Source organism: Paraburkholderia sp. RL17-383-BIF-A (assembly GCF_046028015.1).
In the GTDB taxonomy this organism is placed as follows: Bacteria; Pseudomonadota; Gammaproteobacteria; order Burkholderiales; family Burkholderiaceae; genus Paraburkholderia.
In genome coordinates, this window is record NZ_JARESR010000002.1 from 336,547 (window position 1) to 358,076 (window position 21,530).

The following is a 21,530-nucleotide window of genomic DNA, read 5'->3' on the forward strand; positions in this document are numbered from 1 at the left end:
GTATAATTCGCCTCTCGCATTTAATTCCTTCGTGTCCATGCGCGGCGCCTGCCTGCCGCATGGGCGCGGTCCGCTGCCGCGCTTCACGGGTGATGTCCGCCCGGGCGCCGGCGCCTGTCTTCCGAGTAACCGCTAATGACCACCTCCGTTCGTACCCGTTTCGCACCGAGTCCCACCGGCTTCATCCACCTCGGCAACATTCGCTCCGCGCTCTACCCGTGGGCGTTCGCGCGCAAGATGAAAGGGACCTTCGTGCTGCGAATCGAGGACACCGACGTGGAGCGTTCCACTTCCGAATCCGTCGACGCCATTCTCGAAGGCATGGCGTGGCTCGGCCTCGATTTCGACGAAGGCCCGTTCTACCAGATGCAGCGCATGGACCGTTACCGCGAAGTGCTCAAGCAGATGCAGGACGCCGGGCTGGTGTACCCGTGCTACATGTCGACGGAAGAGCTCGACGCGTTGCGTGAGCGTCAGCGCGAAGCCGGCGAAAAGCCGCGCTATGACGGCACGTGGCGTCCGGAACCGGGCAAGGTGCTGCCGGAGCCGCCGGCGGGCGTGCAGCCGGTACTGCGCTTCCGTAACCCGCTCACCGGCGTGGTGGCGTGGGACGACGCGGTGAAGGGCCGCATCGAGATCTCGAACGAAGAACTCGACGACCTCGTGATCGCGCGTCCGGACGGCACGCCGACCTACAACTTCTGCGTGGTGGTGGACGATCTGGACATGCGCATCACGCACGTGATTCGCGGCGACGATCACGTCAACAACACCCCGCGCCAGATCAACATTCTGCGCGCGCTCGGTGGCGAGCCGCCGGTCTACGCGCACTTGCCGACCGTGCTGAACGAGCAGGGCGAGAAGATGAGCAAGCGCCACGGCGCGATGAGCGTGATGGGTTATCGCGACGCCGGTTTCCTGCCGGAGGCGGTGGTCAACTATCTGGCGCGCCTCGGCTGGTCGCATGGCGACGCGGAGATTTTCACGCGTGAACAGTTCGTCGAGTGGTTCGATCTGGAGCATCTGGGCAAGTCGCCGGCCCAGTATGACCACGACAAGCTGAACTGGCTGAACGCGCACTACATCAAGGAAGCCGACAACGCGCGTCTCGCGGAGCTGGCCAAGCCGTTCTTCGTCGAGTTGGGTATCGACGAAGCTGCGCTCGCCCAGGGCGCCGATCTGACAGCCGTCGTGGGCTTGCTGAAGGATCGTGCATCCACGGTGAAGGAGATCGCAGAGAATGCCGCGATGTTCTATCGCGCACCGGCGCCTGATGCCGAGTCCGTCGCGCAACACGTCACCGACGCCGTGCGTCCGGCGCTCGCCGATCTGGCCACCGCGCTGAAGAGCGTGGAGTGGACCAAAGAAGCGATCGCTGCGGCATTGAAGGCAACGCTCGGCGCGCACAAATTGAAGATGCCGCAGTTGGCCATGCCGGTGCGTCTGCTGGTGGCGGGCACCACGCATACGCCGTCGATCGACAGCGTCCTGATGCTGTTTGGGCGTGAGGTTGTCGTTGGCCGTATCGAAAAAGCGCTGGGCTAACTGCGTTCGCGCGTGCCTTGAGCGGGTTTGCATGCGACTTGTGAAAAAAGTCGCATGCAATTGCTCAAAGGGTATTTACAAAGCGCAAATTGGCCTCTAGAATCTCGTTTCTGTTCTGCAAGGGGGGTATAGCTCAGCTGGGAGAGCGCTTGCATGGCATGCAAGAGGTCAGCGGTTCGATCCCGCTTACCTCCACCATCAGAGCAGAGTGAAGTTGTTCCGAAGTCTGGAACTTGTAGCAAAAAAGACTTCACAAACGGCTGTAACGTAGTTAGAATATCGGTCTTTGCTGCTGACGAAACAGAAGTTAGCGTGAGTTAGCAGCAAGATAAAGACAGATCTGAAAAGATTATGTCCCCTTCGTCTAGAGGCCTAGGACATCACCCTTTCACGGTGAGTACAGGGGTTCGAATCCCCTAGGGGACGCCAAACATCAGCGTCGCTTTAGTGTTCCGAGTTCAGCTCGGTTGGCAGTAAGGTAGCGCAGCTTGCAGAGAAATAACCGACGCTCGCAAGCTAGGGTGTAAAGACTGGAGTGGTAGTTCAGTCGGTTAGAATACCGGCCTGTCACGCCGGGGGTCGCGGGTTCGAGTCCCGTCCACTCCGCCAGACAAAGCCCGTTCATCCAAACTTGAACGGGCTTTTTCATTAAAGGTGTAAGCAGTACGTTGTCCCCTTCGTCTAGAGGCCTAGGACATCACCCTTTCACGGTGAGTACAGGGGTTCGAATCCCCTAGGGGACGCCAGCATATCGGCGTCGTTCGGTTGGAAGTTTGAGCGATGCAGCGGTCAATGAGCCAGTCTCATAGGCTGCGGTGCAAAAAATCTGGAGCGGTAGTTCAGTTGGTTAGAATACCGGCCTGTCACGCCGGGGGTCGCGGGTTCGAGTCCCGTCCGCTCCGCCAGATTTGAGAAAGCCCACTTCGAAAGAAGTGGGCTTTTTTTATTCCGCTCTCCATTGCGCCTGGGTATGCTCGGGACAAACAGCCATTGCCAGCGCGCACGGCCTGTTTTACCGTTGACCCGACTCATCTTCGTCGCTCCGCCATGTTCGATCCCACCGAAGCTCCGTTGCCGTTTCATCTGCGCAAAGCCAGCATGGACGATTTCGAGTTCGCCGAGGCGCTGACTCGCAACAACATGGGCGGTTACTATCGTCGCCACCATCTGGTGTGGCGTGGCGATCTGTTTCTCGGTAGCTGGCGCGAATCGGAGAATTTCATTCTCGAAGTGGACGGCACGCCGATCGGCGTGTTGCGCATCACGCAAGAGGGCGATTCGCTGCATATCCGCGACGTGCAGATTGCCGAAGGCCATCGTCGGCTCGGCGCCGGCACCTATCTGCTCGATGTCTCGCATCAATGGGCGCGCGAGCGTGGGTTGCGCGAGTTACAACTGCGCGTGTTCGTCGACAACCCCGCCGCGCGGCTCTATCAACGCAAAGGCTATAAGCTGACCGGGCCGCGGCTTGCGCAACTGGGCGCGATCCGTCATCTGGCGCGACGGGTTTAGTGGCCGCTTGTGAGGCGTACGGTTTCAGGTGCCGCAGTTGGCAAAGCTTGGATTCGATGCGCGCGTTTTATTCACTCGATCTGCGTTCGGCATCGTGCGAGGCATCCGCGCGGTCCTGCGCCGCCGTCTCGCTGTCCGTCTCCAAGTCGCGATGCTCCCCATGCTCCACCCGATGTTCCGAGCCACGCTCGATGAATGCGCGCGGACTTTCACCGAACGCGCGGCGGAACATCGCGGAGAATGCGCTCTGACTCTGATAGCCCAGTTCCAACGCGACATGCGAGAGCGGGCGCCCCTGACTCAACAGCGGGATCGCACGCGCCAGAATCGCCTGCTGGCGCCACTGCGAAAAACTCACTCCCAACTCCTGACGAAACAGCCGCGCAATGGTGCGTGTACTCGCGCCCACGCTGGACGCCCATTGCTCGAGCGATTCACCATGCGTCGGATCCGCAATGACCGCTTCGCACAAAGCGCGCAGCCGCTTTTCGTTGGGCATCGGCACGGACAGCGGCAACGGCTCCGAGCGTGTCAATTCGTCGAGTGCGAGCGCGCCGAGCAACTGCTCGCGGGTGGCCGAGATGCCGGGCGTGTCGAGCGCGGCGATCACTTCGCGCAGCAGGTCCGAGACTTCGACCACGCGCGGTGTATCGAGCCCGGCCGGCACCGTGCTTTCGGTGATGTAGAGGGTGCGCAGGAAGGCGTCTTCGACGGCGACCACTTCGTGCGTCACGTGCGGCGGCACCCAGATTGCGCGCGATGGCGGCACCATCCACGTCGTGCCGGTGGTCGCGACCCGCAGCACGCCGCGCGACGCATAGGCCACCTGTGCCCACGCGTGGGTGTGACGCGCGATGCGCCAGCCCGACGGCATTTGCCGGGAGCGTACGCGGATGGGATGCGTTTCGGTCGGCTGGAACTCGGGCGGAATGTCGGCGAAGCGCACGAAGCTCGACAGGTCTGAGTCGACGGACGAAGTCATGATGAAGATCGATCCCGATAACGGAACACGAGAAGCGCGGACCCGCAAAGTAGTCCGGTGACGCCGCAATGAGAAGCCCGCTACGGCAAACCGCCGCGGGCTTCTCATTGTAGGTGTTGCGTGGCACCCGGCGTTGCATAATGTCCCGATTACCCGGACACGAGGAGAACTTCATGAGCTTTGCTACCGCGGACTTGTGCGACGCGCACGAGGATCAGTTGGCGCTCGGCACGTTGCGCGTGCTCGAGCCGGTCTTTCACCTGTTCAGCCGCGCCGAGTGTTTCAGCGGTGAGGCGGTGACGTTGAAGGTCTTCGAAGACAATGCACTCGTGCGGGCCACGCTCGAAGAGCAGGGCGCGGGCCGTGTGCTGGTGGTCGACGGCGGCGGCAGCCTGCGGTGTGCGCTGGTGGGCGGCAACCTTGCGCAGATTGCGCAACAGAATGGCTGGGCGGGCATCGTCCTGAACGGCTGTGTGCGCGATACGCTGGAACTGAATGAAGTCAACGTCGGCATCGCGGCGTTGGCAACCTGCCCGCGGCGTGGCCAGAAGCGCGGCACCGGCGAGCGTGACGTGGCGGTACAGTTGCCGGGCGCGCTGGTGCGTCCCGGTGAGTGGATCTACGCGGATATCGACGGCGTGCTCGTGGCGAGCGCGGCGCTGAACTGAACCTCGTGCCGGACTCAGGCTCGAACGGAATCACAGGCCACCCGAACCCCTATTCAAGGAGAACAAACGACGATGCAGACCGTCTTTGTATACGGCACATTGCGCGCCGGTGAAGTGAACGACATCAGCCAGGCGGCGGCGCGCAACGAGATCGACGCCCCCAATCTGCTCGGCACGGCCACGGTCCGCGGCCATCTTTTCGATTTCGGCTTGTACCCGGGCCTCGTGGTCGACGAAGCCGGTGTCGACGTGATCGGCGACGTGTATGAGATCGACGATCAGCTGGTCGCCGTGCTCGACGAAATCGAAGCGGTCTATCCGGGTGTCGAGGATCGTTTCCTCGCTCGCGAAGTGATGGTGAAAGTCGACGGCAATGTCGTGAACTGCCGCTTCTATCCCGTTGCGCCGGGTGCGGTGAAAGGCTTGCCCGAAATCCGATCGGGTGACTGGGTCGAGTACCGCAGCACGCGCTGACTGAAGTGCTGCCTGCAGTGCTGCCCGCAGTGCCGACTGAACCCCTCACGCGCACATAAAAAAAGCGGCCCGGCAAGCATACGCCTGTCGGGCCGCCCGGTCGGTCAGCCTTGCGACTCAAGCCGCTTTCGCGCGCTGTCCGTCACACGCGAAGGCGGCCTTGCTACTGCGTCGTCCGTTATCGATGCATCTGCTGCGTGAGGCCTGCTGCCGGCCTCAGATCTCTTCGTACAGCGGCAATGTCAGGAAATCGGTGAACTGTTCCGAGGTCGACATTTCCTCGAAGATCTGCGCGGCGCGCTCATACGGCTTCGTATCGCCGCCCACGGCCTGCTTCACCTTGTCGAGTTCCTGCGCCGACAACTCGCGCACCAGCTCGGCCGTGACCTTGCGGCCGTCTTCGAGCTTGCCCTTCGGCGAGCGAATCCATTGCCACACCTGCGAACGCGAGATTTCCGCCGTGGCGGCATCTTCCATCAGGTTGTGAATCGGCACGCAGCCATTGCCCGCGAGCCATGCGCCCAGGTAGTGGATGCCGACGTTGATGTTGTTGCGCAGACCGGCTTCGGTGATCGGCGCTTCCGGACGGAAGTCCGTCAGGTCGGTTGCCGTGACGAGCACGTCGTCGCGTTGCTTGCCGATCTGGTTCGGCTTGTCGCCGAGTACCTTGACGAACTCTTCCATCGCGATCGGCACGAGGCCCGGATGCGCGACCCAGCCGCCGTCGTAGCCGTCGCCGGCGTCGCGCGCCTTGTCCGAGCGCACGCCGGCCATCGCCTTGTCGTTCGCGGCCGGATCGTTCTTGATCGGAATCAGCGCGCTCATGCCGCCGATCGCCGGCGCATTGCGGCGATGGCAGGTCTTCAGCAACAGCAGCGCGTAGGCGCGCATGAACGGCGCGGTCATGGTGATCTGCGAGCGGTCGGCGAGGCAGAAGTCACGGTCGGCCTTGAACTTCTTGATCGCCGAGAAGATGTAGTCCCAGCGGCCGGCGTTCAGGCCCGAGCTATGTTCGCGCAGTTCGTACAGGATCTCGTCCATTTCGAAGGCGGCGACGATCGTTTCGATCAGCACCGTCGCGCGAATCGTGCCGCGCGGCACGCCGACCGCTTCCTGCGCGGCGACGAAAATGTCGTTCCACAGACGCGCTTCGAGATGGCTCTCCATCTTGGGCAAATAGAAGTACGGGCCGGAGCCGCGCGCGACCAGCTCCTTCGCGTTGTGCACCATGAAGAGCGCGAAGTCGAAGATGCCACCCGACACGCGCTTGCCGTCCACCTTCACGTGCTTCTCGTCGAGGTGCCAGCCGCGCGGACGCACGATCAACGTGGCGACCTTGTCGTTCAGCGTGTACGACTTGCCGTTCTGTTCCAGCGAAATCGTGCGGCGCACCGCGTCCTTCAGATTGATATGGCCGGTGATCTGGTTGTCCCAGCTCGGCGCATTCGAATCTTCGAAGTCGGTCATGTACGAATCCGCGCCTGAATTCAGCGCGTTGATGATCATCTTGCGCTCGACCGGGCCGGTGATTTCCACGCGGCGGCATTGCAGGTCCTGCGGCAGCGGCGCGATTTTCCAGTCGCCTTCACGCACGTTTTTCGTTTCCGCGAGAAAGTCGGGGCGCTCGCCGGCGTCGAGGCGCTGGGTGCGTTCCGCGCGCGCCTGCAACAACTGCTGACGGCGCGGCTCAAAAGTGCGATGCAGCGCGGCGACGAGTTCGAGCGCTTCGCGCGTGAGAATTGCTTCATAGCCCGGCTTGATCTCAGCCTTGATTTCAATGCCTTGGGGCAGCTGCAGCGACGATTGCGATGACTGCGGGTTCGCCATGTTTTCTCCTTGGTCGGTCAGATTGCAAAGATGCAAATGTTGAAAAGCGGTTGGTGTGCGTCGCGTAGTCCAGTAGTAGCCGTTACGCGCCAGGGCTGTGGCGTGTGCGGCTGCCGCCGGAGCCGCTGGTGCGGCCGGGCGACGCGAGGGTTTTCAGGAAAGCGAGCAGATCGGTCATGCCTCCGCCCGCGCCATGCGGCGTGACGCCCAGTTCTTCGGCTGGTGCGTTTTGCCGGTTGAGCCAGAAAGTCGTGAAGCCGAACCACGCCGCGCCGGCCACGTCCCAACCGTTCGACGACACGAAGACGATCTCGCGCGGTTCGGCGTCGAAGGTTTGCGTGCCCAGCGCGTAAGCGGCAGGCGAGGGTTTGTAGGCGCGCACGGCGTCGACGGACAACACGTGGTCGAACAGGCCCGTCATGCCGGCGCTCTTCACGGCGATGTCGAGCATTTGCGGATTGCCGTTCGAGAGAATCGCGAGGCGCGCGCAAGAAGCGGATTCGCCGCTGGCGGATGCCGGCGAGGTCAAAGACTCGCCGCGCGACAGGCGCAAGAGGCGCAACGCGGGCACGGCGTCGGGGAAAGCGGACAGGCACGCATACTCGTCCATCAAACGTTTTTCGGCCGTGCGGCCGAGCGTGAGCTGAAGCTTTTTTGCGGCGAAACGCAGCGCGTCGAGCGTGATGTCCCAGAACGGCCGGTAGTGCGCGCCGGGTGCGGCAGCCGGGGCGGCAAGCGTGCGCAGCTGCGTGTATTCGATCTGTTTCTGGCGCCACAGCTGCGAGAGCGCATCGCCGTGGCCCGGAAACATCTGCTCCGCGGCAGCGATCACCGAATGCACGTCGAAGAGCGTGCCGTAGGCGTCGAAAATCACTGCTTTAGGGGAGTGTGTCGTTGTGGCCGACATTGCCGTGCGCTCCTATCAGAGGTCAGGATGGATTGTATTAGTGATGCTCTGCGCTAAAAAAGAGGCTAAACATCACTTGATCTTTTACTTTCATACACCTAATCTGACGCGCACCGACCACCATTGCGCGTCGCTTCTCAACGAAATTTCCGTACTGGGACGGCGCGGCTTCAATCGCTTATGGACCGTTTCAAGCAGATCGAGACTTTCGTGACCGTCGCGGCCAAAGGCAGCCTGTCTGCCGCGGCTACGGCGGAAGGCGTCGCGCCGGCTATCATCGGCCGCCGTATCGACGCGCTCGAAGAGCGCCTCGGCGTCAAATTGCTGGTGCGCACCACGCGCAAGCTCACGCTGACCTTCGAAGGCTCGGCCTTTCTCGAAGACTGCCAGCGCATCATTCACGACATGCAGAACGCGGAAGCCAGCGTGTCGGCGGGCGGCGTCAAGGCGAGCGGCCATCTGCGGCTCTCCGCGCCGGCGGGCTTCGGGCGCCGGCACGTCGCGCCGCTCGTGCCGTCGTTCACGGTCGCCCATCCGGACGTGTCGATCACGCTCGACCTGTCCGACCGCCTCGTCGATCTGGTCAACGAGGGTTTCGATTGCGCGGTGCGTCTCGGCGAATTGCCGGATTCGTCGCTGGTGTCGCTCAAGCTCGGCGAGAACCGCCGCGTCTGCGTGGCGTCGCCGTCGTATCTGAGCCGGCGCGGCGCGCCGCACAGCCTCGCCGACCTCGCGCATCACAACTGTCTCGCGCTCGGCGCGAGCGCCAACCAGCAGCGCGGCTGGATGTTCCAGCAGGGCGACAAGGTGGTGTCGATCAAGGTGTCCGGCACGATGGAATGCTCGGACGGCGCGGTGCTGCACGAGTGGTGCCTCGAAGGTTACGGTCTCGCGTGGCGCTCGTGGTGGGAGGTCGGCACGGATATCGCGGCCGGACGGCTTGTCAGCGTGCTCGACGAATTCGCCGCACCGCCCATCGGCATTCATGCGGTGTTTCCGCAGCGCCGCCATTTGCCGTTGCGGGTGAGACTGTTCCTGGATTTTCTCAAGCATACGTACGGGCATCCCGGTTACTGGGGCTGACGCCGGCCAGGCTCGCGATGGCGCGCCCGGCGATTGCGTCGCCGGCAATACGGGGTTTCCGATATGCGGACAGACCCTTGGCAGATTCATACGCTCAATTCCGCGACCTACAATCGATTGAAGCGGCCTTCGCGCCGCGCCTCGTTGGACGCTCACGCCGCGCTGCGCGAAGCCGGCGACGGAGGGCATCATGTTCAGGCACATCCTGGTTCCGACCGACGGTTCAGACCTGTCACGCAAGGCGATTGACGGCGCCATCGATCTCGCCCAAGCCGTCAACGCGCGCGTGACCGCCTACGCGTGTCTGCCGCAATATCCTTACTCGCCGTTCTCCGACGTGGTGGTCGAGCCGCCCTCCGAATTCCTGCAGCGCAGCGAGCGCGAAGCGCGGGTGCATCTGCGAGAAGTGGAAATGGCGGCGCGCCGTGTCGGCGTGACGGTCGACAGCCGGACCAGCGTGCACCCGGCGCCGTATCTCGGCATCATCGAAGCCGCGGAGCAGGGCGGCTGCGACGTGATCTTCATGGCGTCGCATGGGCGCCGTGGTCTGGGCAGCCTGCTGATCGGCAGCGAAACGCAGCGGGTGCTCACGCATACCAAGATTCCGGTCATCGTGTATCGCTGAGCCGAAACCTGAAGCCCACAAAAAACGCGCCGGCGGTGAGGCCGGCGCGCGCTGTGTTCGCCGCGCAATCTGTTGCGCTGGCTTTCTCTGCACTGCTGCGATCTCTCCCAGATTCAAGCCGTCGGCGCTAACCGTTCACGACCCGGCGCCCCGGCGGCCTTGCTCCTCCCTGTGACGGCGGCTCTCTGACGAAAGCCGGTAGTCCGTCTGTTGCCCTGTTACTGCGATCGGCCTGCGGGTAAATTACGCGACCCGCTTGTCGAAGAACTGTTCGTCTTCCGTCGAGCCGTGCAGCGCGGTCGTCGAGGCTTCGCGTTCGACCGTTTGCGTCACGGCGTCGAAGTAGCCCGTGCCCACTTCGCGCTGGTGCTTGACCGCGGTGAAGCCCTTTTCGGCCGCAGCGAATTCAGCCTGCTGCATTTCGACGAAGGCGGTCATCTGGTTGCGGGCATAACCGTGCGCGAGGTTGAACATCGAGTAGTTCAGCGCGTGGAAGCCGGCCAGCGTGATGAACTGGAACTTGTAGCCCATCGCACCGAGTTCGCGCTGGAACTTGGCGATCGTTGCATCGTCGAGGTTCTTCTTCCAGTTGAACGACGGCGAGCAGTTGTACGACAGCAGTTGATCCGGGTATTCCTTGTGGATCGCGTCAGCGAATTTCTTCGCGAACTCGAGGTCCGGCTTGCCGGTTTCGCACCAGATCATGTCGGCGTACGGTGCGTAGGCGAGGCCACGCGAGATCGCCTGTTCGAGACCCGGCTTCGTGCGGTAGAAGCCTTCCACCGTGCGCTCGCCGGTCAGGAACGGCTTGTCGTTGTCGTCGATGTCCGACGTGATCAGGTCGGCGGCTTCCGCATCGGTACGAGCGAGCAGCACGGTCGGCGTGCCGGAGACGTCGGCGGCCAGACGCGCGGCTGTCAGCTTGGCGATGTTTTCGCGCGTCGGCACGAGCACCTTGCCGCCCATGTGGCCGCATTTCTTCACCGAAGCCAACTGGTCTTCGAAGTGCACGCCCGCTGCGCCCGCTTCGATCATCGCCTTCATCAGTTCGAACGCGTTCAGCACGCCGCCGAAGCCGGCTTCCGCATCCGCCACGATAGGCTGGAAGTAGTCCACGTAACCTTCGTCGCCCGGATTCTTGCCTTCCGACCACTGGATCTGGTCAGCGCGGGTGAGCGTGTTGTTGATGCGTTTCACGACGAGCGGCACCGAGTTCGCCGGGTACAGCGACTGGTCCGGGTACATTTCACCGGCGACGTTCGCATCGCCCGCGACCTGCCAGCCCGACAGATAGATCGCCTTGAGGCCGGCCTTGACCTGTTGCATGGCCTGGTTGCCGGTCAGCGCGCCGAGCGAGTTGACGAACGGCTCGTTGTTCACGCTTTCCCACAGCTTTTGCGCGCCGCGCTTGGCGAGTGTGTGTTCGACTTGCACCGAGCCACGCAGGCGGATCACGTCGTCAGCCGTGTAGCTGCGCTTCACGCCTTTCCAGCGCGGATCGGTTTCCCACTGCTGTTGAAGTTGCCTGGCTTGTTCTAGACGGGACATGATTTGCTCCTTGGTTGCCTGTAATGGCTGAGTGACTCTGTCGACCAGCGTCGCCGCGTGAGCGCTTGTTCTGGTCCGATACAGGAAACTTGCAATCTTCGCCAAAGCGGCCAGCCCGGTCGGGCGTTTCGTTTGGTGAAGTCTTATATAAGAGTCTAGGCAAGTCCAAGGTCGCGCAGTAGCCGTCGGAGCATGTTTTTCTGATATTTATTGTTATTTATAATCAGTCGCTTACTGTCTTTGTTTCACATTGAGAAAAGACTTTTTCCATCTTGCAATAGGCGTCTTGTGCCTTGCAGCACGATTTTTTACGACGCAAAAAAATTTTCCACATCGTGAAATTTGGGGTGCGCGGCGTACAGGCGAAAAAAAACCGGCGCCTAAGCACCGGTTTCTTCCGACCCACAGACAGCGTAAAGCCGTCCGGGTCTTTTTTAGCTGGCTGCAACGTACCGCCTGGGCGCCGCAAAGGGCTGTGTGCCCTGAAACGGAGTGCGCTCCTGCTCAGTACTGAGCGGCCAATTAGCGGCCAATTAGCTGCCGCGACGCGCCGTACGCGGGCCGTCGCTGCGGCGTGCGCCGTAGCCGCCGTCGCGCGAACCGCCGTAGCCTTCACGCGAACCGCCACCGAAGCCGCCTTCACGCGAACCGCCACCAGCCGACTTGCCGGCCCAGCCGCCGCCATTGCCGCTGCCGCTGCGCGCACCGCCGCCGTTACCGGCCGGCTTGCCCGAACCGCTACCGAAGCGACGGCCACCGCCGTTGCCACCGCCCGGACGGCCGCGGCCGCCAAAGCCAGGACGGCCGTTACCCGACGGAGCCGACTTGCGCGGCTCGAAGCCTTCGACGACATTGACCGGCAGCGGGGTGCGCACGAAGCGCTCGATGCGCTTCAACGCGCCTTGTTCCGCGTGATGCACGAGGCTCACCGCGATACCCGAGCGGCCGGCACGGCCGGTACGGCCGATACGGTGCACGTAGTCTTCGGCGAACTTCGGCAGGTCGTAGTTGAACACGTGCGTGATGCCGGGGATGTCGATACCGCGAGCGGCGACGTCCGTGGCCACCAGCACGCGCACACGGCGCTCGCGCAGGGCTTTGATCGTGCGGTTACGCGCGCCTTGCGGCAGGTCACCGTGCAGGGCGGCCGATTCGAAACCGGCGTCGGCCAGACGGCCAGCCAACTGGTCGGCGTCCATCTTGGTTGCCGTGAAGACGATAGCCTGGTCGAGGCCCTCGCCGCGCAGCAGATGGTCGAGCAGACGATCCTTGTGATCGCGGTCGTCGACGTAATGAACGGTTTGCGCGATGTTGGTACGTTGCTCCAGACGCTGGACGATCTCGATACGCTCCGGATCCTTCAGCAGGCGGCCGGTCAGCGAACCGATCTTGCCGTCGAGCGTGGCCGAGAACAACATGGTTTGACGCGTAGCCGGCGTAGCGGCAACGATCGTTTCGATGTCTTCGATGAAGCCCATGTCGAGCATGCGGTCAGCTTCGTCGAGCACGAGGATCTGCAGTTGCGACAGATCGATACGGCCGCGTTCCAGGTGATCGATCAGACGGCCCGGCGTAGCGACCAGGATTTCCGGGTTCTTCGCGAGCAGCATCAATTGCTGGCCGTAAGCGACGCCGCCCAGAATGCTGACGGTGCGCAGACGCTTCAGGTGCTTGCCGTACGTGGCGGCAGCGGTGGTGACCTGCATCGCGAGTTCGCGGGTCGGCGTCAGAACCAGCATGGTCGGACGGGCAACCGGTTGCGGGCGGCGCGTGCGGGCGCCGTCGGCCGGACGCGGCTCGCGCGGCTGGCTGGCTTGCGCCTTTTGCAATTGCGAGAAACGCTCGATGGCGGGCAGCATGAACGCGGCGGTCTTGCCCGAACCGGTCGGGCTCGAGACCAGCAGGTCACGGCCGGCGATGCCGGCGGGGATGGCACGTTGCTGAACCGGCGTCGGGGTTTGATAACCAGCGGCGGTCAGGGCAGAGACGACGTCCGGGGACAGACCGAGCGACGCGAACGACGGGCCGGACGGTGCTGCGGCTTCAGCGGCGACGGCTTCCGGAGCGGCAGCAACGGCTGCGGCTTGAGCGGGTGCGTCGGCGAGACCGAGGGCTTGGTCGGCGATGGCGTTCAACGGGCTGCTGGGGGTATTGCTCGAAGTCATGAGAATCCTTGGTAAATCCTTGGTACACACGGAATTAAAACGTCGGCGCCAATCGGCATACCCAAGTCGTCGGATTCAGCGAGCAAAGAAGCAGCGAGCAAATCGAAAAACGGGGGCAGCTCGCGGCAATGAAGGCGAGCTTTTCGTTAGAAGCTGTATCGGATGCGACATGCCAACACGGCGTGCCGCCAGCCTGGGACATGATCGCCCGTAGGGGGCTAGGCAGGAGGGGACAGGTTCTAAACTGGATTGGAGCTAAACGCTACGAGGCGCTGCGCCGCAAAGGCCGCTAGAGGAAAGCCGGGCAAAGCAGTGAAGCGCAGGCAGCATTGTATAGGGTTTTGCTGCACTGCGCCACTATTAGGAATCTTCCTGGCAGAAAAGTTGCGGCGGCCGACTGGACGAATGGCCTGCCATCTCCAATCGGGCCGCCGGGTAAGCCTTCGGCGCCAGCTCAGGCCGAGGCGCCGCTCTTCAGCGATTCGACCAGTTCGACGTATTGCTGCTTCGCGGCTTCCTCCGCCGTGCCTTTGAGCGCGGCCCACGCGTCATACTTGTATTTGCCGACGATGTCGGTGAAACCCGGCTTGTCGCCGTGAACATCGCCTTCGCTAGCCTGTTTGAAGAGGGCGTACAGCCGCAGCAGCGTGAGGTTGCCCGGGCGCTCCGGCAGTTGTTTCACATCTTCCTGAGCCTGCGTGAACTGCGTATTGATGTCGGTCATGGTCGTTTTGCCCGCCGGGCGGGACAGGGGTGAAGGTCGGCTGACGATCATAGCAATTGCATGCCGCTGCGGGGCTGAGGGCTTATTCCAAAAACAGGACGCGGGGCTTGGCGCGAAGCGCGGACCATCCAGGACGCGAGCCGGTTCAATCCGGGGCGCAAGCCAAACCACATTTGCGCGCGCAGTGCCGATTACAATACGGTCCATGACTCAAACTGTGCTCCTCGCCCTCGATACCTCGACCGAATTCTGCTCGGTAGCGCTTCTGTCGGTTGCCGGCCATGCTGCCGGCGCCGTAACTGGAGAGACCCGCGCCGAACCGCGCGTCTGGGTGCGCCACGAGCAAACCGGCGCGGTTTCCAGCACGCGCCTGCTCCCCGCCATTCGCGAACTGTTCGACGAAGCCGGCCTGAAACTGGCGGACTGCGACGCTATCGCTTTCGGCTCCGGTCCGGGCTCGTTCACTGGTTTGCGTACGGCGACCGGCGTCGCCCAAGGTCTCGCATTCGGCCTGAACCTGCCGGTCGTGCCGATCAGCACGCTGCTTGTCTGCGCTGAAAGCGCCCGCCTGCGCCATCCGTCGGCCGCGCGGGTGCTCGCCGCGCTCGACGCCCGCATGGACGAGATCTACTGGGCCGACTACGCCTGGGACGACGCGCAAGGTGAATGGCGCACCGTGCAGAGCGCTTCGCTCGACGCGCCGGACCGGCTCGTGTTGCCCGACGTCCCGTTCACGCTGGCAGGCAACGCCGCCGCGGCCTTCGGCGCGCGGCTGCCGGCGCTCGCGGCGGCGCGCAGCGTCGACGGCGAAGCGTTGCCGCACGCCGTGCCGCTCGCCCACGCTGCGCTGCGCGCGTTGCGCGCCGGCCGCACGGTGCCCGCCGATCAGGCCGCGCCGGAGTACGTGCGCGACAAGGTTGCGCAGACCACGGCCGAGCGGGTCGCCGAGAAAGCTGAAAAGGCGGCCAGACTCGCGCACGACGCGGCTCACGGCGAGGGCCGGCAATGAGTGGCGTGTTGCTCGCGGACCGCTATATGTCGCCGATGACCGAGGGCGACCTCGACGAGGTCGCCGCCATCGAAAAGATCGCTTATGAGTTTCCGTGGAGCCGGGGCAATTTCGGCGACTCGCTGCGCAACGGTTACTTCGGCGTCTGTCTGCGCCATGTCACGGGCACCTTGATCGGCTATTGCGTGTTGATGCCGGTGGTCGACGAAATGCATCTGCTCAATCTGTGCGTGACGCCCGCGGCGCAAGGCGCCGGCGCCGGACTCGCGCTGCTGCGCGAAGCCGTGCGGATCACCCGCGCCGAAAAGCTCGACGGCTTGCTGCTCGAAGTGCGGCCGTCGAATCATCGGGCGATCCGGTTGTATGAGCGCTTCGGGTTTGCTTCGATTGGGCGGCGCAAAAATTATTATCCGGCGCGGCATCGCAGCCGGGAGGACGCCATCGTGATGCGTTTCTCGTTTGCCACGGAGGGCGCAGATGGCGCTGCATGAATCGGTACTGGAAGAATTCGGACTCGCGCCGCTGTGGGTGCGTCGCGGAATGGCGGCGGCCGAGCAACCGGCTGTTGTTGAAGCCCAAGCCGAAGGCTTAGCGGGGCAGGGCACTGGCGACGTGGCCGGCTCGGGCGCGCGTCGTGACGATGCGCACGGGTCGCAGCCCGCCGCGGCTGCCGTCACGCGCCCGCTGGAGACTGTGCGTGCGCCGGAAACCGCGCCATCCGCCGTGCGCTTCCAGCAAACCGCACCGTCTGCCGTGCGTCCGCAGCAAACCGCGTCGTTCGCAGCGGGAGCGCCGGAAACCGCGTCGTTCGCAGCGGGAACGCCGGAAACCTCGTCGTTCGCGTCGCCTGCGCCTGAACCCGCACCGTCCATGCTACGGGCGCCGGCAAGCGCCTCGGCCGCCCCACACGCGGGCGAGGCGCGAAGCGCCGACGCCGCGCACGGCGAACACCGCGTGCGGCCCGCACAAGAACCAGCGCAGGCAGCGCAAGAGCGGTCGCAAATGCCCGCGGAAAAGCGTCACCCAATACCCCAGCCGCCGCCATCACGCATGCCCGAGCCGCCGGTTTTCGACGCGCCACCGGACGACGATTTCGCGTGGTTCGACGACCTGCCGACCCACGCGCCCGCGGACGCCCGTAGCGAGGCGCCCGCAGCTCCCGCAATCCACACGCTCGACTGGGACGCGCTAAGCGAGCGCGTCGCCGCCTGCCGCCTTTGCCGTCTATGCGAGAAGCGCACGAATACGGTGTTCGGCGTCGGCGACCGCGGTGCTGACTGGATGCTGATCGGCGAAGCGCCGGGTGAGAACGAAGACCGTCTGGGCGAGCCGTTCGTCGGCCAGGCCGGCAAGCTGCTCGACAACATGCTGCGTTCGCTGACGCTCGCGCGCGACACCAACGTGTACATCGCGAACGTGATCAAATGCCGGCCGCCTGGCAACCGCAATCCCGAACCGGACGAAGTCGCGCGTTGCGAGCCGTATTTGCAACGTCAGGTGGGGCTGGTCAAGCCGAAGCTGATCGTCGCGCTCGGCCGCTTTGCGGCGCAAAGTCTGCTGAAAACCGACGCGAGCATTTCGTCGCTGCGTGGTCGCGTACACGAGTACGAAGGGGTGCCCGTGATCGTCACCTATCATCCCGCGTATCTGCTGCGCAGTCTGCCCGACAAGGCGAAAGCCTGGGCCGACCTGTGCCTCGCGCGCGACACGTGGCGTGCGGCGGGCGGTGCGCCGTCGAACGCGTCGAAGTGACGGCTGCCGAGGGGCCGGCGGCCGGTTCCACCGGCGCACCCGGCATGGATGCCGCGAGCCGCGCTGCGCTGCTCGACACTTTGCATGATCCCGCCGTGCGCGATCTCGCCTGGTTATTGCTGAGCGCCGATCTGTTGCGCCCGCAACCACCGGTGGGCATCCTGGCGAATCCCTTCGATACGCCGCAGGAAGCGCAGGCGAGCGTCGCGTGGCTGCGCGCGCTCGACGCCGCGCCCGAATCCTTGCATCACGATCTCGCGGCGACGCGCATCACGCGTCTCGGCCGCTATGCCGAACGGCTGCTCGGCTGGTTTCTGCAACATGGGCCGGCGGCGCGACTGGTGGCCGCGGGCGTGCCCTTGCGGCGCGCGGGCGTCACGCTCGGTGAATGCGATTTTCTGGTCCAGACGCGGCGGGGCGCGCGTCTGCATTGGGAACTGGCCGTGAAGTGCTATCTGCACGCCGGCGAAGCACGCGGGGAGTTGGCTGCGGTGTTGCCCGCGCAATCACGCACGCAGTTACCCAGACAGTCACCCGCGCGGTTATCAGACTACGTTGGCCCGAATCTGAAAGACCGTTTCGACCTCAAGCTCGCCCATGTGCTGAATCACCAGTTGCCGTTGAGCGCGCGTGAGGAGTTCGCATCGGTCGGCTATCCGGGGCCGTGGACGCCGCAGATGTTCATCAAAGGCTGGCTGTTTTACCGGCACGGCGAAACTCCGCTCGATCCCGTCGAACTCGATCCAGCGCATGGCCGTGGCTGGTGGGTGACGCGCAGCGATTGGCCGGCCTTCGCTGCAGGCAACACGCAAAAGTGGCGGCCTTTGCCGCGGCTGGAATGGCTTGCGCCGCGGCGTCATTCAGCTGACGAGGCGCAGGCCGCAGGATTGGTTTTCGTCGATGCGCACACTCTCGCCGGGCAAACCTCGCATCAGCATGGACCGGCGATGGTCGCCGCGTTCACCGAAGACGGCGCGGGCAACCTGATCGAGCGCTCGCGCGGCTTCATCGTGCCGGACGAGTGGCTCGAGCAGGCACAAAACTACGCGCGCGAGCAGCAGCGGGGAAGCGGAGAGACCGGCGCGTAATATGGCCGCCGACTCAGACGGCAAACTCAGAGGCGAGCCCAACCGGCCAGCCCCGCCCACGCTCCCCTCACCACCACCGATAAAAATGATGCACCGGCCCGACGCCGCTGCCGACGTCGAGTCGATCGCTCGCCTGCAGCGCGCCGGTCAGATACTGCTTCGCGTCGGCGACGGCGCTCGCCAGATCGCCGCGTTGCGGAATCAGCGCCGCGATCGCCGACGACAGCGTGCAGCCCGTCCCGTGCGTATTCTTCACCGGCACACGCGGGCCGCCCAGACGCAGCGTGCCGCTCTCCTGCACCAGCCAGTCCGGACTATCCGTCGCGCTCAGATGGCCGCCTTTCATCAGCACCGCACGCGCACCGAGCGCGCGCAGCGCTTCGCCTTGCTCGACCATGCCTGCTTCATCGGTCGCGGCCGGCACGCCGAGCAGCGCGGCGGCTTCCGGCAAATTCGGCGTCAGCAGATCGGCGAGCGGCAGCAATTCGTCGCGCACCGCCGCGACCGCGTCGGGCAGCAGCAACGCGTGATTGCTCTTGGAAATCATCACCGTGTCGAGCACGATGTGCTTCGGCTTGTGCCGGCGCAGCGCGTCGGCCACGGCGCGCGCGATCGGCGCGTTCGCCAGCATGCCGATTTTTACGGCGTCGATGCGGATGTCGTCGAACACCGCGTCGAGTTGCGCGGTAATGAAACCGGGGTCCGGCGCGTGAATCGCGGTGACGCCGCGCGTGTTCTGCGCGGTGAGCGCGGTGATCACGCTCGCGCCATACGCGCCGAGCGCCGAGAAAGCCTTCAGGTCGGCCTGAATACCGGCGCCGCCGCCGGAATCGGAACCGGCGATCGTCAGCACATTGGGAATCGGTTGAGTCATGGCAAAGCGAGGAAGGAGGAAGGCGCGGGCCCCGAGGTGAGCGGACAACCCGGCGCGGGTCAGTGCTTGGCTTCGCCGATCAGCGCGACCGAGTCGAACGCGCGCTGGTTGGCCTGGTGGCGCCGCATGACGAACCACATCATCACGCACACGAAGGTGCCGAACAGCACGATCACCGCCGTGACCGGCACGTCGAGCCAGACCAGCACGGCGTAGAGGCACAGCATCACGAGCACGGAAAGGTTTTCGTTGAAGTTCTGCACGGCGATCGAGTGACCCGCCGACAGCAGCACGTGACCGCGATGCTGGAGCAACGCGTTCATCGGCACCACGAAAAAGCCCGACAGGCCGCCGACGATCATCAGGAACACATACGCGACGATCAGATAGCCCGGCACATGCATGCGGCCGAAATAGAGCCCCCAATGGGCGGGGAACAGATCGCGCGTGTAAAACGCCATCAGCATCACGGCGATGCCCATCATGATGCCGACCGGCAACACCGAGAGCGACTTCTTCAACGGCACGCGCGAGGCCGCGAAAATCGCGCCGGCCGCCACGCCCACGGCGACCACCGCCTGCAGGATGGCCGCCTCGGAGAGCGACATGCTGAGCGACACTTCGGCCCACTTCAGGACGATGAATTGCAGCGTCGCGCCGGCGCCCCAGAACAGGGTGGTGACGGCGAGCGAAATCTGCCCGAGCTTGTCGCGCCACAGCACGAGAAAACAGTCGGCGAAATCGGTGACGAGCTTGATCGGGCCGCGCTCCTGTTTCGGATAGCGCGCGCCGGTGTCGGGAATGCGCAGATTGAACAGGGCGGCGATCACATAGATCACCATGATCACCAGCATCGCCGCCTCGGCGGGCGTGTTGACGGTGGGAATGTGATGCCGCAGGATCGGCGCGGCAATATGCGGGCTGATGAGCGCTCCGCCGAGCACGGTGCCGAGAATGATCGAGCCGACCGTCGTGCCTTCGATCCAGCCGTTCGCGGCGACCAGCCGGTCAGGCGGCAGCAGCTCGGTGAGAATGCCGTATTTGGCGGGCGAATAGGCCGCCGCGCCGAAACCCACGATGCCATACGCAATCAACGGATGCGCGCCGACCAGCATCGTGATGCAGCCGACCACCTTGATCGTGTTGGTGACGAACATCACGCGTCCTTTCGGACGGGAATCGGCGAAGGCGCCCACGAAGGCGGCGAGAACGACGTACGACAGCACAAAGAACAACTTGAGCAGCGGTGTCATCCAGTTCGGGGCGTGAAGATCTTTCAGCAGTGCGATAGCGGCGATCAGAAGCGCATTGTCGGCCAGCGACGAAAAAAACTGCGCGGCCATGATGGTGTAAAAACCTTTTTTCATCTGATGCGATGCTGTCCTCGCTGCGGTCTGTCCGCCCCGGCCGCTGGTTGAGCGTCCGGGCTTATGCCGTTCGAAATGGGTTGTGCGCACGGCTTTATATCATGAAAATAGCTGGATTCGGACTAGCAAAATCCTTGATCGCACCGCCCAGCGGGCTGCCGAGCGCTGAAAACGCCCTGTAAGCCGCTGATTCGCAAGCGTCTTTACGAAAATATCCCATGCCGCGCCCCCTTTCAGCCACGATTCATACCTCCGCTCTCGCCAATAACCTGGCCGTCGCCCGGCGCCACGCGCCGAAATCCAAAATCTGGGCTGTCGTCAAGGCCAATGCTTATGGGCATGGCCTTGCGCGCGTCTTCCCGGGCCTGCGCGCCACCGACGGCTTTGGGTTGCTGGACCTCGAAGAAGCCGTGAAGTTGCGTGAATTGGGTTGGGCCGGGCCAATTCTTCTGCTCGAAGGCTTCTTTCGCCCGACTGACATCGACGTGATCGACCGTTACAGCCTGACCACCGCGCTCCATTCGGACGAACAGTTGCGCATGCTCGAAATGGCGCGGCTGTCCAAACCGGTCAACATCCAGCTGAAGATGAACACTGGCATGAACCGCCTCGGTTACACGCCGGAGAAGTTCCGTGCCGCGTGGGAACGCGCGCGCGCCTGCCAGGGCGTCGGCCAGATCACCCTGATGACCCATTTCTCGGACGCCGACGGCGATCGCGGCGTCGACTATCAGGTGGAGGCGTTCGAGCGCGGCGCGCAGGGCATTGCCGGCGCGCGCAGCCTGGCCAATTCGGCGGCCACGCTGTGGCATCCGGCCACGCACTTCGATTGGGTGCGTCCGGGCATCATCATGTACGGCGCGTCGCCCTCCGGCGTCCATGCCGCGATTCAGGGCACCGGCTTGCAGCCGGCCATGACGCTCGCCTCGGAACTGATCGCCGTGCAAACGCTCAGCGAAGGCCATACGGTCGGCTACGGTTCGTCGTTCAAGGCGCGCGGCCCGATGCGCATCGGCGTGGTGGCCTGCGGCTACGCGGACGGCTATCCGCGCGTCGCGCCGGAAGGCACGCCGGTGATCGTCGACGGCGTGCGCACGCGGGTCGTCGGCCGCGTGTCGATGGACATGCTCACCGTCGACCTGACGCCGATTCCGACCGCCAACGTCGGCTCGCGCGTCGAGCTGTGGGGTAACGCGCTGCCGATCGACGACGTCGCCCAGGCGTGCGGCACCATCGGTTATGAGCTGATGTGCGCCGTGGCGCCGCGCGTGCCGGTGCGTGCGGAGTAAAGGTCGCCAAGTAAAGGTCGCGAAGTAAAGGTCGAACATGGGCGCGGGCTGGTGCCTCGCGCCCAGCGGAAGTTCCAATCCAAAGAACAGC

The 21,530-nt window shown here is 64.1% G+C and carries 19 protein-coding genes and 5 tRNA genes; 16 read left to right on the forward strand and 8 right to left on the reverse strand.

The annotated features are described in order from the left end of the window. Positions 1-135: 135 nt before the first annotated feature. From gltX to P0D71_RS03740, 7 genes are all read left to right on the forward strand, one after another. Positions 136-1,545, forward strand: coding sequence for a glutamate--tRNA ligase (gene gltX / locus P0D71_RS03710; protein ID WP_408479294.1), 1,410 nt, complete (start codon positions 136-138; stop codon positions 1,543-1,545). Positions 1,546-1,667: 122 nt separating this feature from the next. Next, positions 1,668-1,743: transfer RNA gene (locus tag P0D71_RS03715), tRNA-Ala, on the forward strand. 155 nt (positions 1,744-1,898) lie between these two features. Then, positions 1,899-1,974, forward strand: a tRNA-Glu gene (locus tag P0D71_RS03720). Positions 1,975-2,077: 103 nt separating this feature from the next. After that, positions 2,078-2,154 (forward strand) — tRNA-Asp (locus P0D71_RS03725). 61 nt (positions 2,155-2,215) lie between these two features. Continuing rightward, a tRNA-Glu gene (locus tag P0D71_RS03730) sits at positions 2,216-2,291 on the forward strand. An 82-nt stretch (positions 2,292-2,373) separates the two neighbouring features. Next, positions 2,374-2,450, forward strand: a tRNA-Asp gene (locus tag P0D71_RS03735). Between the two features lie 142 nt (positions 2,451-2,592). Further along, positions 2,593-3,057: a GNAT family N-acetyltransferase gene (locus P0D71_RS03740; RefSeq protein WP_091793277.1), complete on the forward strand. Its 465-nt coding sequence runs from the start codon at positions 2,593-2,595 to the stop codon at positions 3,055-3,057. A gap of 67 nt (positions 3,058-3,124) precedes the next feature. Here the strand turns inward: P0D71_RS03740 and P0D71_RS03745 are convergent, their stop codons facing one another. After that, the gene (locus tag P0D71_RS03745) at positions 3,125-4,039 is read right to left on the reverse strand and encodes an AraC family transcriptional regulator (RefSeq protein WP_408302814.1); all 915 of its coding nucleotides are present in this window, start codon (positions 4,037-4,039) and stop codon (positions 3,125-3,127) included. Positions 4,040-4,212: 173 nt separating this feature from the next. Here P0D71_RS03745 and rraA point away from each other — a divergent pair, with 173 nt between their 5' ends. Together rraA and P0D71_RS03755 are read left to right on the forward strand one after the other, a co-directional pair. After that, positions 4,213-4,707 (forward strand): ribonuclease E activity regulator RraA, encoded by a 495-nt coding sequence (gene rraA / locus P0D71_RS03750; RefSeq protein WP_091793280.1) that lies wholly within the window; start codon positions 4,213-4,215, stop codon positions 4,705-4,707. A 72-nt stretch (positions 4,708-4,779) separates the two neighbouring features. Next, on the forward strand, positions 4,780-5,181 hold the full coding sequence (locus P0D71_RS03755; RefSeq protein WP_091793281.1) for a gamma-glutamylcyclotransferase family protein: 402 nt from the start codon (positions 4,780-4,782) through the stop codon (positions 5,179-5,181). A gap of 216 nt (positions 5,182-5,397) precedes the next feature. On the opposite strand, the gene aceB is transcribed toward P0D71_RS03755, so the two are convergent. Together aceB and P0D71_RS03765 are read right to left on the reverse strand one after the other, a co-directional pair. Then, positions 5,398-7,008 (reverse strand): malate synthase A, encoded by a 1,611-nt coding sequence (gene aceB / locus P0D71_RS03760; RefSeq protein WP_408302811.1) that lies wholly within the window; start codon positions 7,006-7,008, stop codon positions 5,398-5,400. A gap of 82 nt (positions 7,009-7,090) precedes the next feature. Further along, positions 7,091-7,915, reverse strand: a complete 825-nt coding sequence (locus P0D71_RS03765) for a (S)-2-haloacid dehalogenase (RefSeq protein WP_408302809.1) — start codon at positions 7,913-7,915, stop codon at positions 7,091-7,093. Positions 7,916-8,095: 180 nt separating this feature from the next. Here P0D71_RS03765 and P0D71_RS03770 point away from each other — a divergent pair, with 180 nt between their 5' ends. Continuing rightward, positions 8,096-8,998, forward strand: a complete 903-nt coding sequence (locus P0D71_RS03770; protein ID WP_091793287.1) for a LysR family transcriptional regulator — start codon at positions 8,096-8,098, stop codon at positions 8,996-8,998. Positions 8,999-9,188: 190 nt separating this feature from the next. After that, positions 9,189-9,623, forward strand: a complete 435-nt coding sequence (locus P0D71_RS03775; protein ID WP_091793288.1) for a universal stress protein — start codon at positions 9,189-9,191, stop codon at positions 9,621-9,623. 243 nt (positions 9,624-9,866) lie between these two features. Here P0D71_RS03775 and aceA read toward each other — a convergent pair whose 3' ends face one another. From aceA to P0D71_RS03790, 3 genes are all read right to left on the reverse strand, one after another. Beyond that, positions 9,867-11,171: an isocitrate lyase gene (gene aceA, locus P0D71_RS03780; protein ID WP_408302807.1), complete on the reverse strand. Its 1,305-nt coding sequence runs from the start codon at positions 11,169-11,171 to the stop codon at positions 9,867-9,869. A 533-nt stretch (positions 11,172-11,704) separates the two neighbouring features. After that, positions 11,705-13,336 (reverse strand): DEAD/DEAH box helicase, encoded by a 1,632-nt coding sequence (locus P0D71_RS03785; RefSeq protein ID WP_408185685.1) that lies wholly within the window; start codon positions 13,334-13,336, stop codon positions 11,705-11,707. A gap of 454 nt (positions 13,337-13,790) precedes the next feature. Next, positions 13,791-14,060: an acyl-CoA-binding protein gene (locus P0D71_RS03790; RefSeq protein ID WP_408185686.1), complete on the reverse strand. Its 270-nt coding sequence runs from the start codon at positions 14,058-14,060 to the stop codon at positions 13,791-13,793. A 205-nt stretch (positions 14,061-14,265) separates the two neighbouring features. On the opposite strand from P0D71_RS03790, the gene tsaB reads away from it, so the two are divergent. From tsaB to P0D71_RS03810, 4 genes are read left to right on the forward strand one after another with little or no spacing between them, the layout of a single operon-like run. Then, positions 14,266-15,069 carry a tRNA (adenosine(37)-N6)-threonylcarbamoyltransferase complex dimerization subunit type 1 TsaB gene (gene tsaB, locus P0D71_RS03795; protein ID WP_408302804.1) on the forward strand — a complete coding sequence of 268 codons (804 nt, stop codon included), beginning with the start codon at positions 14,266-14,268 and terminating at the stop codon, positions 15,067-15,069. Beyond that, on the forward strand, positions 15,066-15,560 hold the full coding sequence (gene rimI / locus P0D71_RS03800; RefSeq protein WP_095418979.1) for a ribosomal protein S18-alanine N-acetyltransferase: 495 nt from the start codon (positions 15,066-15,068) through the stop codon (positions 15,558-15,560). Before tsaB ends, rimI begins: the two co-directional genes overlap by 4 nt. After that, complete coding sequence (locus P0D71_RS03805) at positions 15,547-16,821, forward strand: uracil-DNA glycosylase family protein (RefSeq protein ID WP_408302802.1); 1,275 nt, start codon at positions 15,547-15,549, stop codon at positions 16,819-16,821. Before rimI ends, P0D71_RS03805 begins: the two co-directional genes overlap by 14 nt. Next, complete coding sequence (locus P0D71_RS03810; RefSeq protein WP_408302800.1) at positions 16,818-17,909, forward strand: DUF1853 family protein; 1,092 nt, start codon at positions 16,818-16,820, stop codon at positions 17,907-17,909. The genes P0D71_RS03805 and P0D71_RS03810 overlap by 4 nt, the downstream gene beginning before the upstream one ends. A 67-nt stretch (positions 17,910-17,976) precedes the next feature. Here the strand turns inward: P0D71_RS03810 and thiD are convergent, their stop codons facing one another. Beyond that, positions 17,977-18,783, reverse strand: a complete 807-nt coding sequence (thiD, locus tag P0D71_RS03815; RefSeq protein ID WP_091793301.1) for a bifunctional hydroxymethylpyrimidine kinase/phosphomethylpyrimidine kinase — start codon at positions 18,781-18,783, stop codon at positions 17,977-17,979. 59 nt (positions 18,784-18,842) lie between these two features. Further along, entirely contained in the window at positions 18,843-20,150 is a 1,308-nt protein-coding gene (lplT, locus tag P0D71_RS03820) for a lysophospholipid transporter LplT (protein WP_091793303.1), read from the reverse strand. A gap of 218 nt (positions 20,151-20,368) precedes the next feature. On the opposite strand from lplT, the gene alr reads away from it, so the two are divergent. Continuing rightward, entirely contained in the window at positions 20,369-21,439 is a 1,071-nt protein-coding gene (alr, locus tag P0D71_RS03825; RefSeq protein WP_091793305.1) for an alanine racemase, read from the forward strand. The last annotated feature ends 91 nt before the right edge of the window (positions 21,440-21,530 follow it).

Bases quoted from the DNA above. Each gene is read 5' to 3' on its own strand.
- gltX (WP_408479294.1), top strand. From the start codon at position 136: ATGACCACCTCCGTTCGTACCCGTTTCGCACCGAGTCCCACCGGCTTC.
- P0D71_RS03740 (WP_091793277.1), top strand. From the start codon at position 2,593: ATGTTCGATCCCACCGAAGCTCCGTTGCCGTTTCATCTGCGCAAAGCC.
- P0D71_RS03745 (WP_408302814.1), bottom strand. From the start codon at position 4,039: ATGACTTCGTCCGTCGACTCAGACCTGTCGAGCTTCGTGCGCTTCGCC.
- rraA (WP_091793280.1), top strand. From the start codon at position 4,213: ATGAGCTTTGCTACCGCGGACTTGTGCGACGCGCACGAGGATCAGTTG.
- P0D71_RS03755 (WP_091793281.1), top strand. From the start codon at position 4,780: ATGCAGACCGTCTTTGTATACGGCACATTGCGCGCCGGTGAAGTGAAC.
- aceB (WP_408302811.1), bottom strand. From the start codon at position 7,008: ATGGCGAACCCGCAGTCATCGCAATCGTCGCTGCAGCTGCCCCAAGGC.
- P0D71_RS03765 (WP_408302809.1), bottom strand. From the start codon at position 7,915: ATGTCGGCCACAACGACACACTCCCCTAAAGCAGTGATTTTCGACGCC.
- P0D71_RS03770 (WP_091793287.1), top strand. From the start codon at position 8,096: ATGGACCGTTTCAAGCAGATCGAGACTTTCGTGACCGTCGCGGCCAAA.
- P0D71_RS03775 (WP_091793288.1), top strand. From the start codon at position 9,189: ATGTTCAGGCACATCCTGGTTCCGACCGACGGTTCAGACCTGTCACGC.
- aceA (WP_408302807.1), bottom strand. From the start codon at position 11,171: ATGTCCCGTCTAGAACAAGCCAGGCAACTTCAACAGCAGTGGGAAACC.
- P0D71_RS03785 (WP_408185685.1), bottom strand. From the start codon at position 13,336: ATGACTTCGAGCAATACCCCCAGCAGCCCGTTGAACGCCATCGCCGAC.
- P0D71_RS03790 (WP_408185686.1), bottom strand. From the start codon at position 14,060: ATGACCGACATCAATACGCAGTTCACGCAGGCTCAGGAAGATGTGAAA.
- tsaB (WP_408302804.1), top strand. From the start codon at position 14,266: ATGACTCAAACTGTGCTCCTCGCCCTCGATACCTCGACCGAATTCTGC.
- rimI (WP_095418979.1), top strand. From the start codon at position 15,066: ATGAGTGGCGTGTTGCTCGCGGACCGCTATATGTCGCCGATGACCGAG.
- P0D71_RS03805 (WP_408302802.1), top strand. From the start codon at position 15,547: ATGGCGCTGCATGAATCGGTACTGGAAGAATTCGGACTCGCGCCGCTG.
- thiD (WP_091793301.1), bottom strand. From the start codon at position 18,783: ATGACTCAACCGATTCCCAATGTGCTGACGATCGCCGGTTCCGATTCC.
- lplT (WP_091793303.1), bottom strand. From the start codon at position 20,150: ATGAAAAAAGGTTTTTACACCATCATGGCCGCGCAGTTTTTTTCGTCG.
- alr (WP_091793305.1), top strand. From the start codon at position 20,369: ATGCCGCGCCCCCTTTCAGCCACGATTCATACCTCCGCTCTCGCCAAT.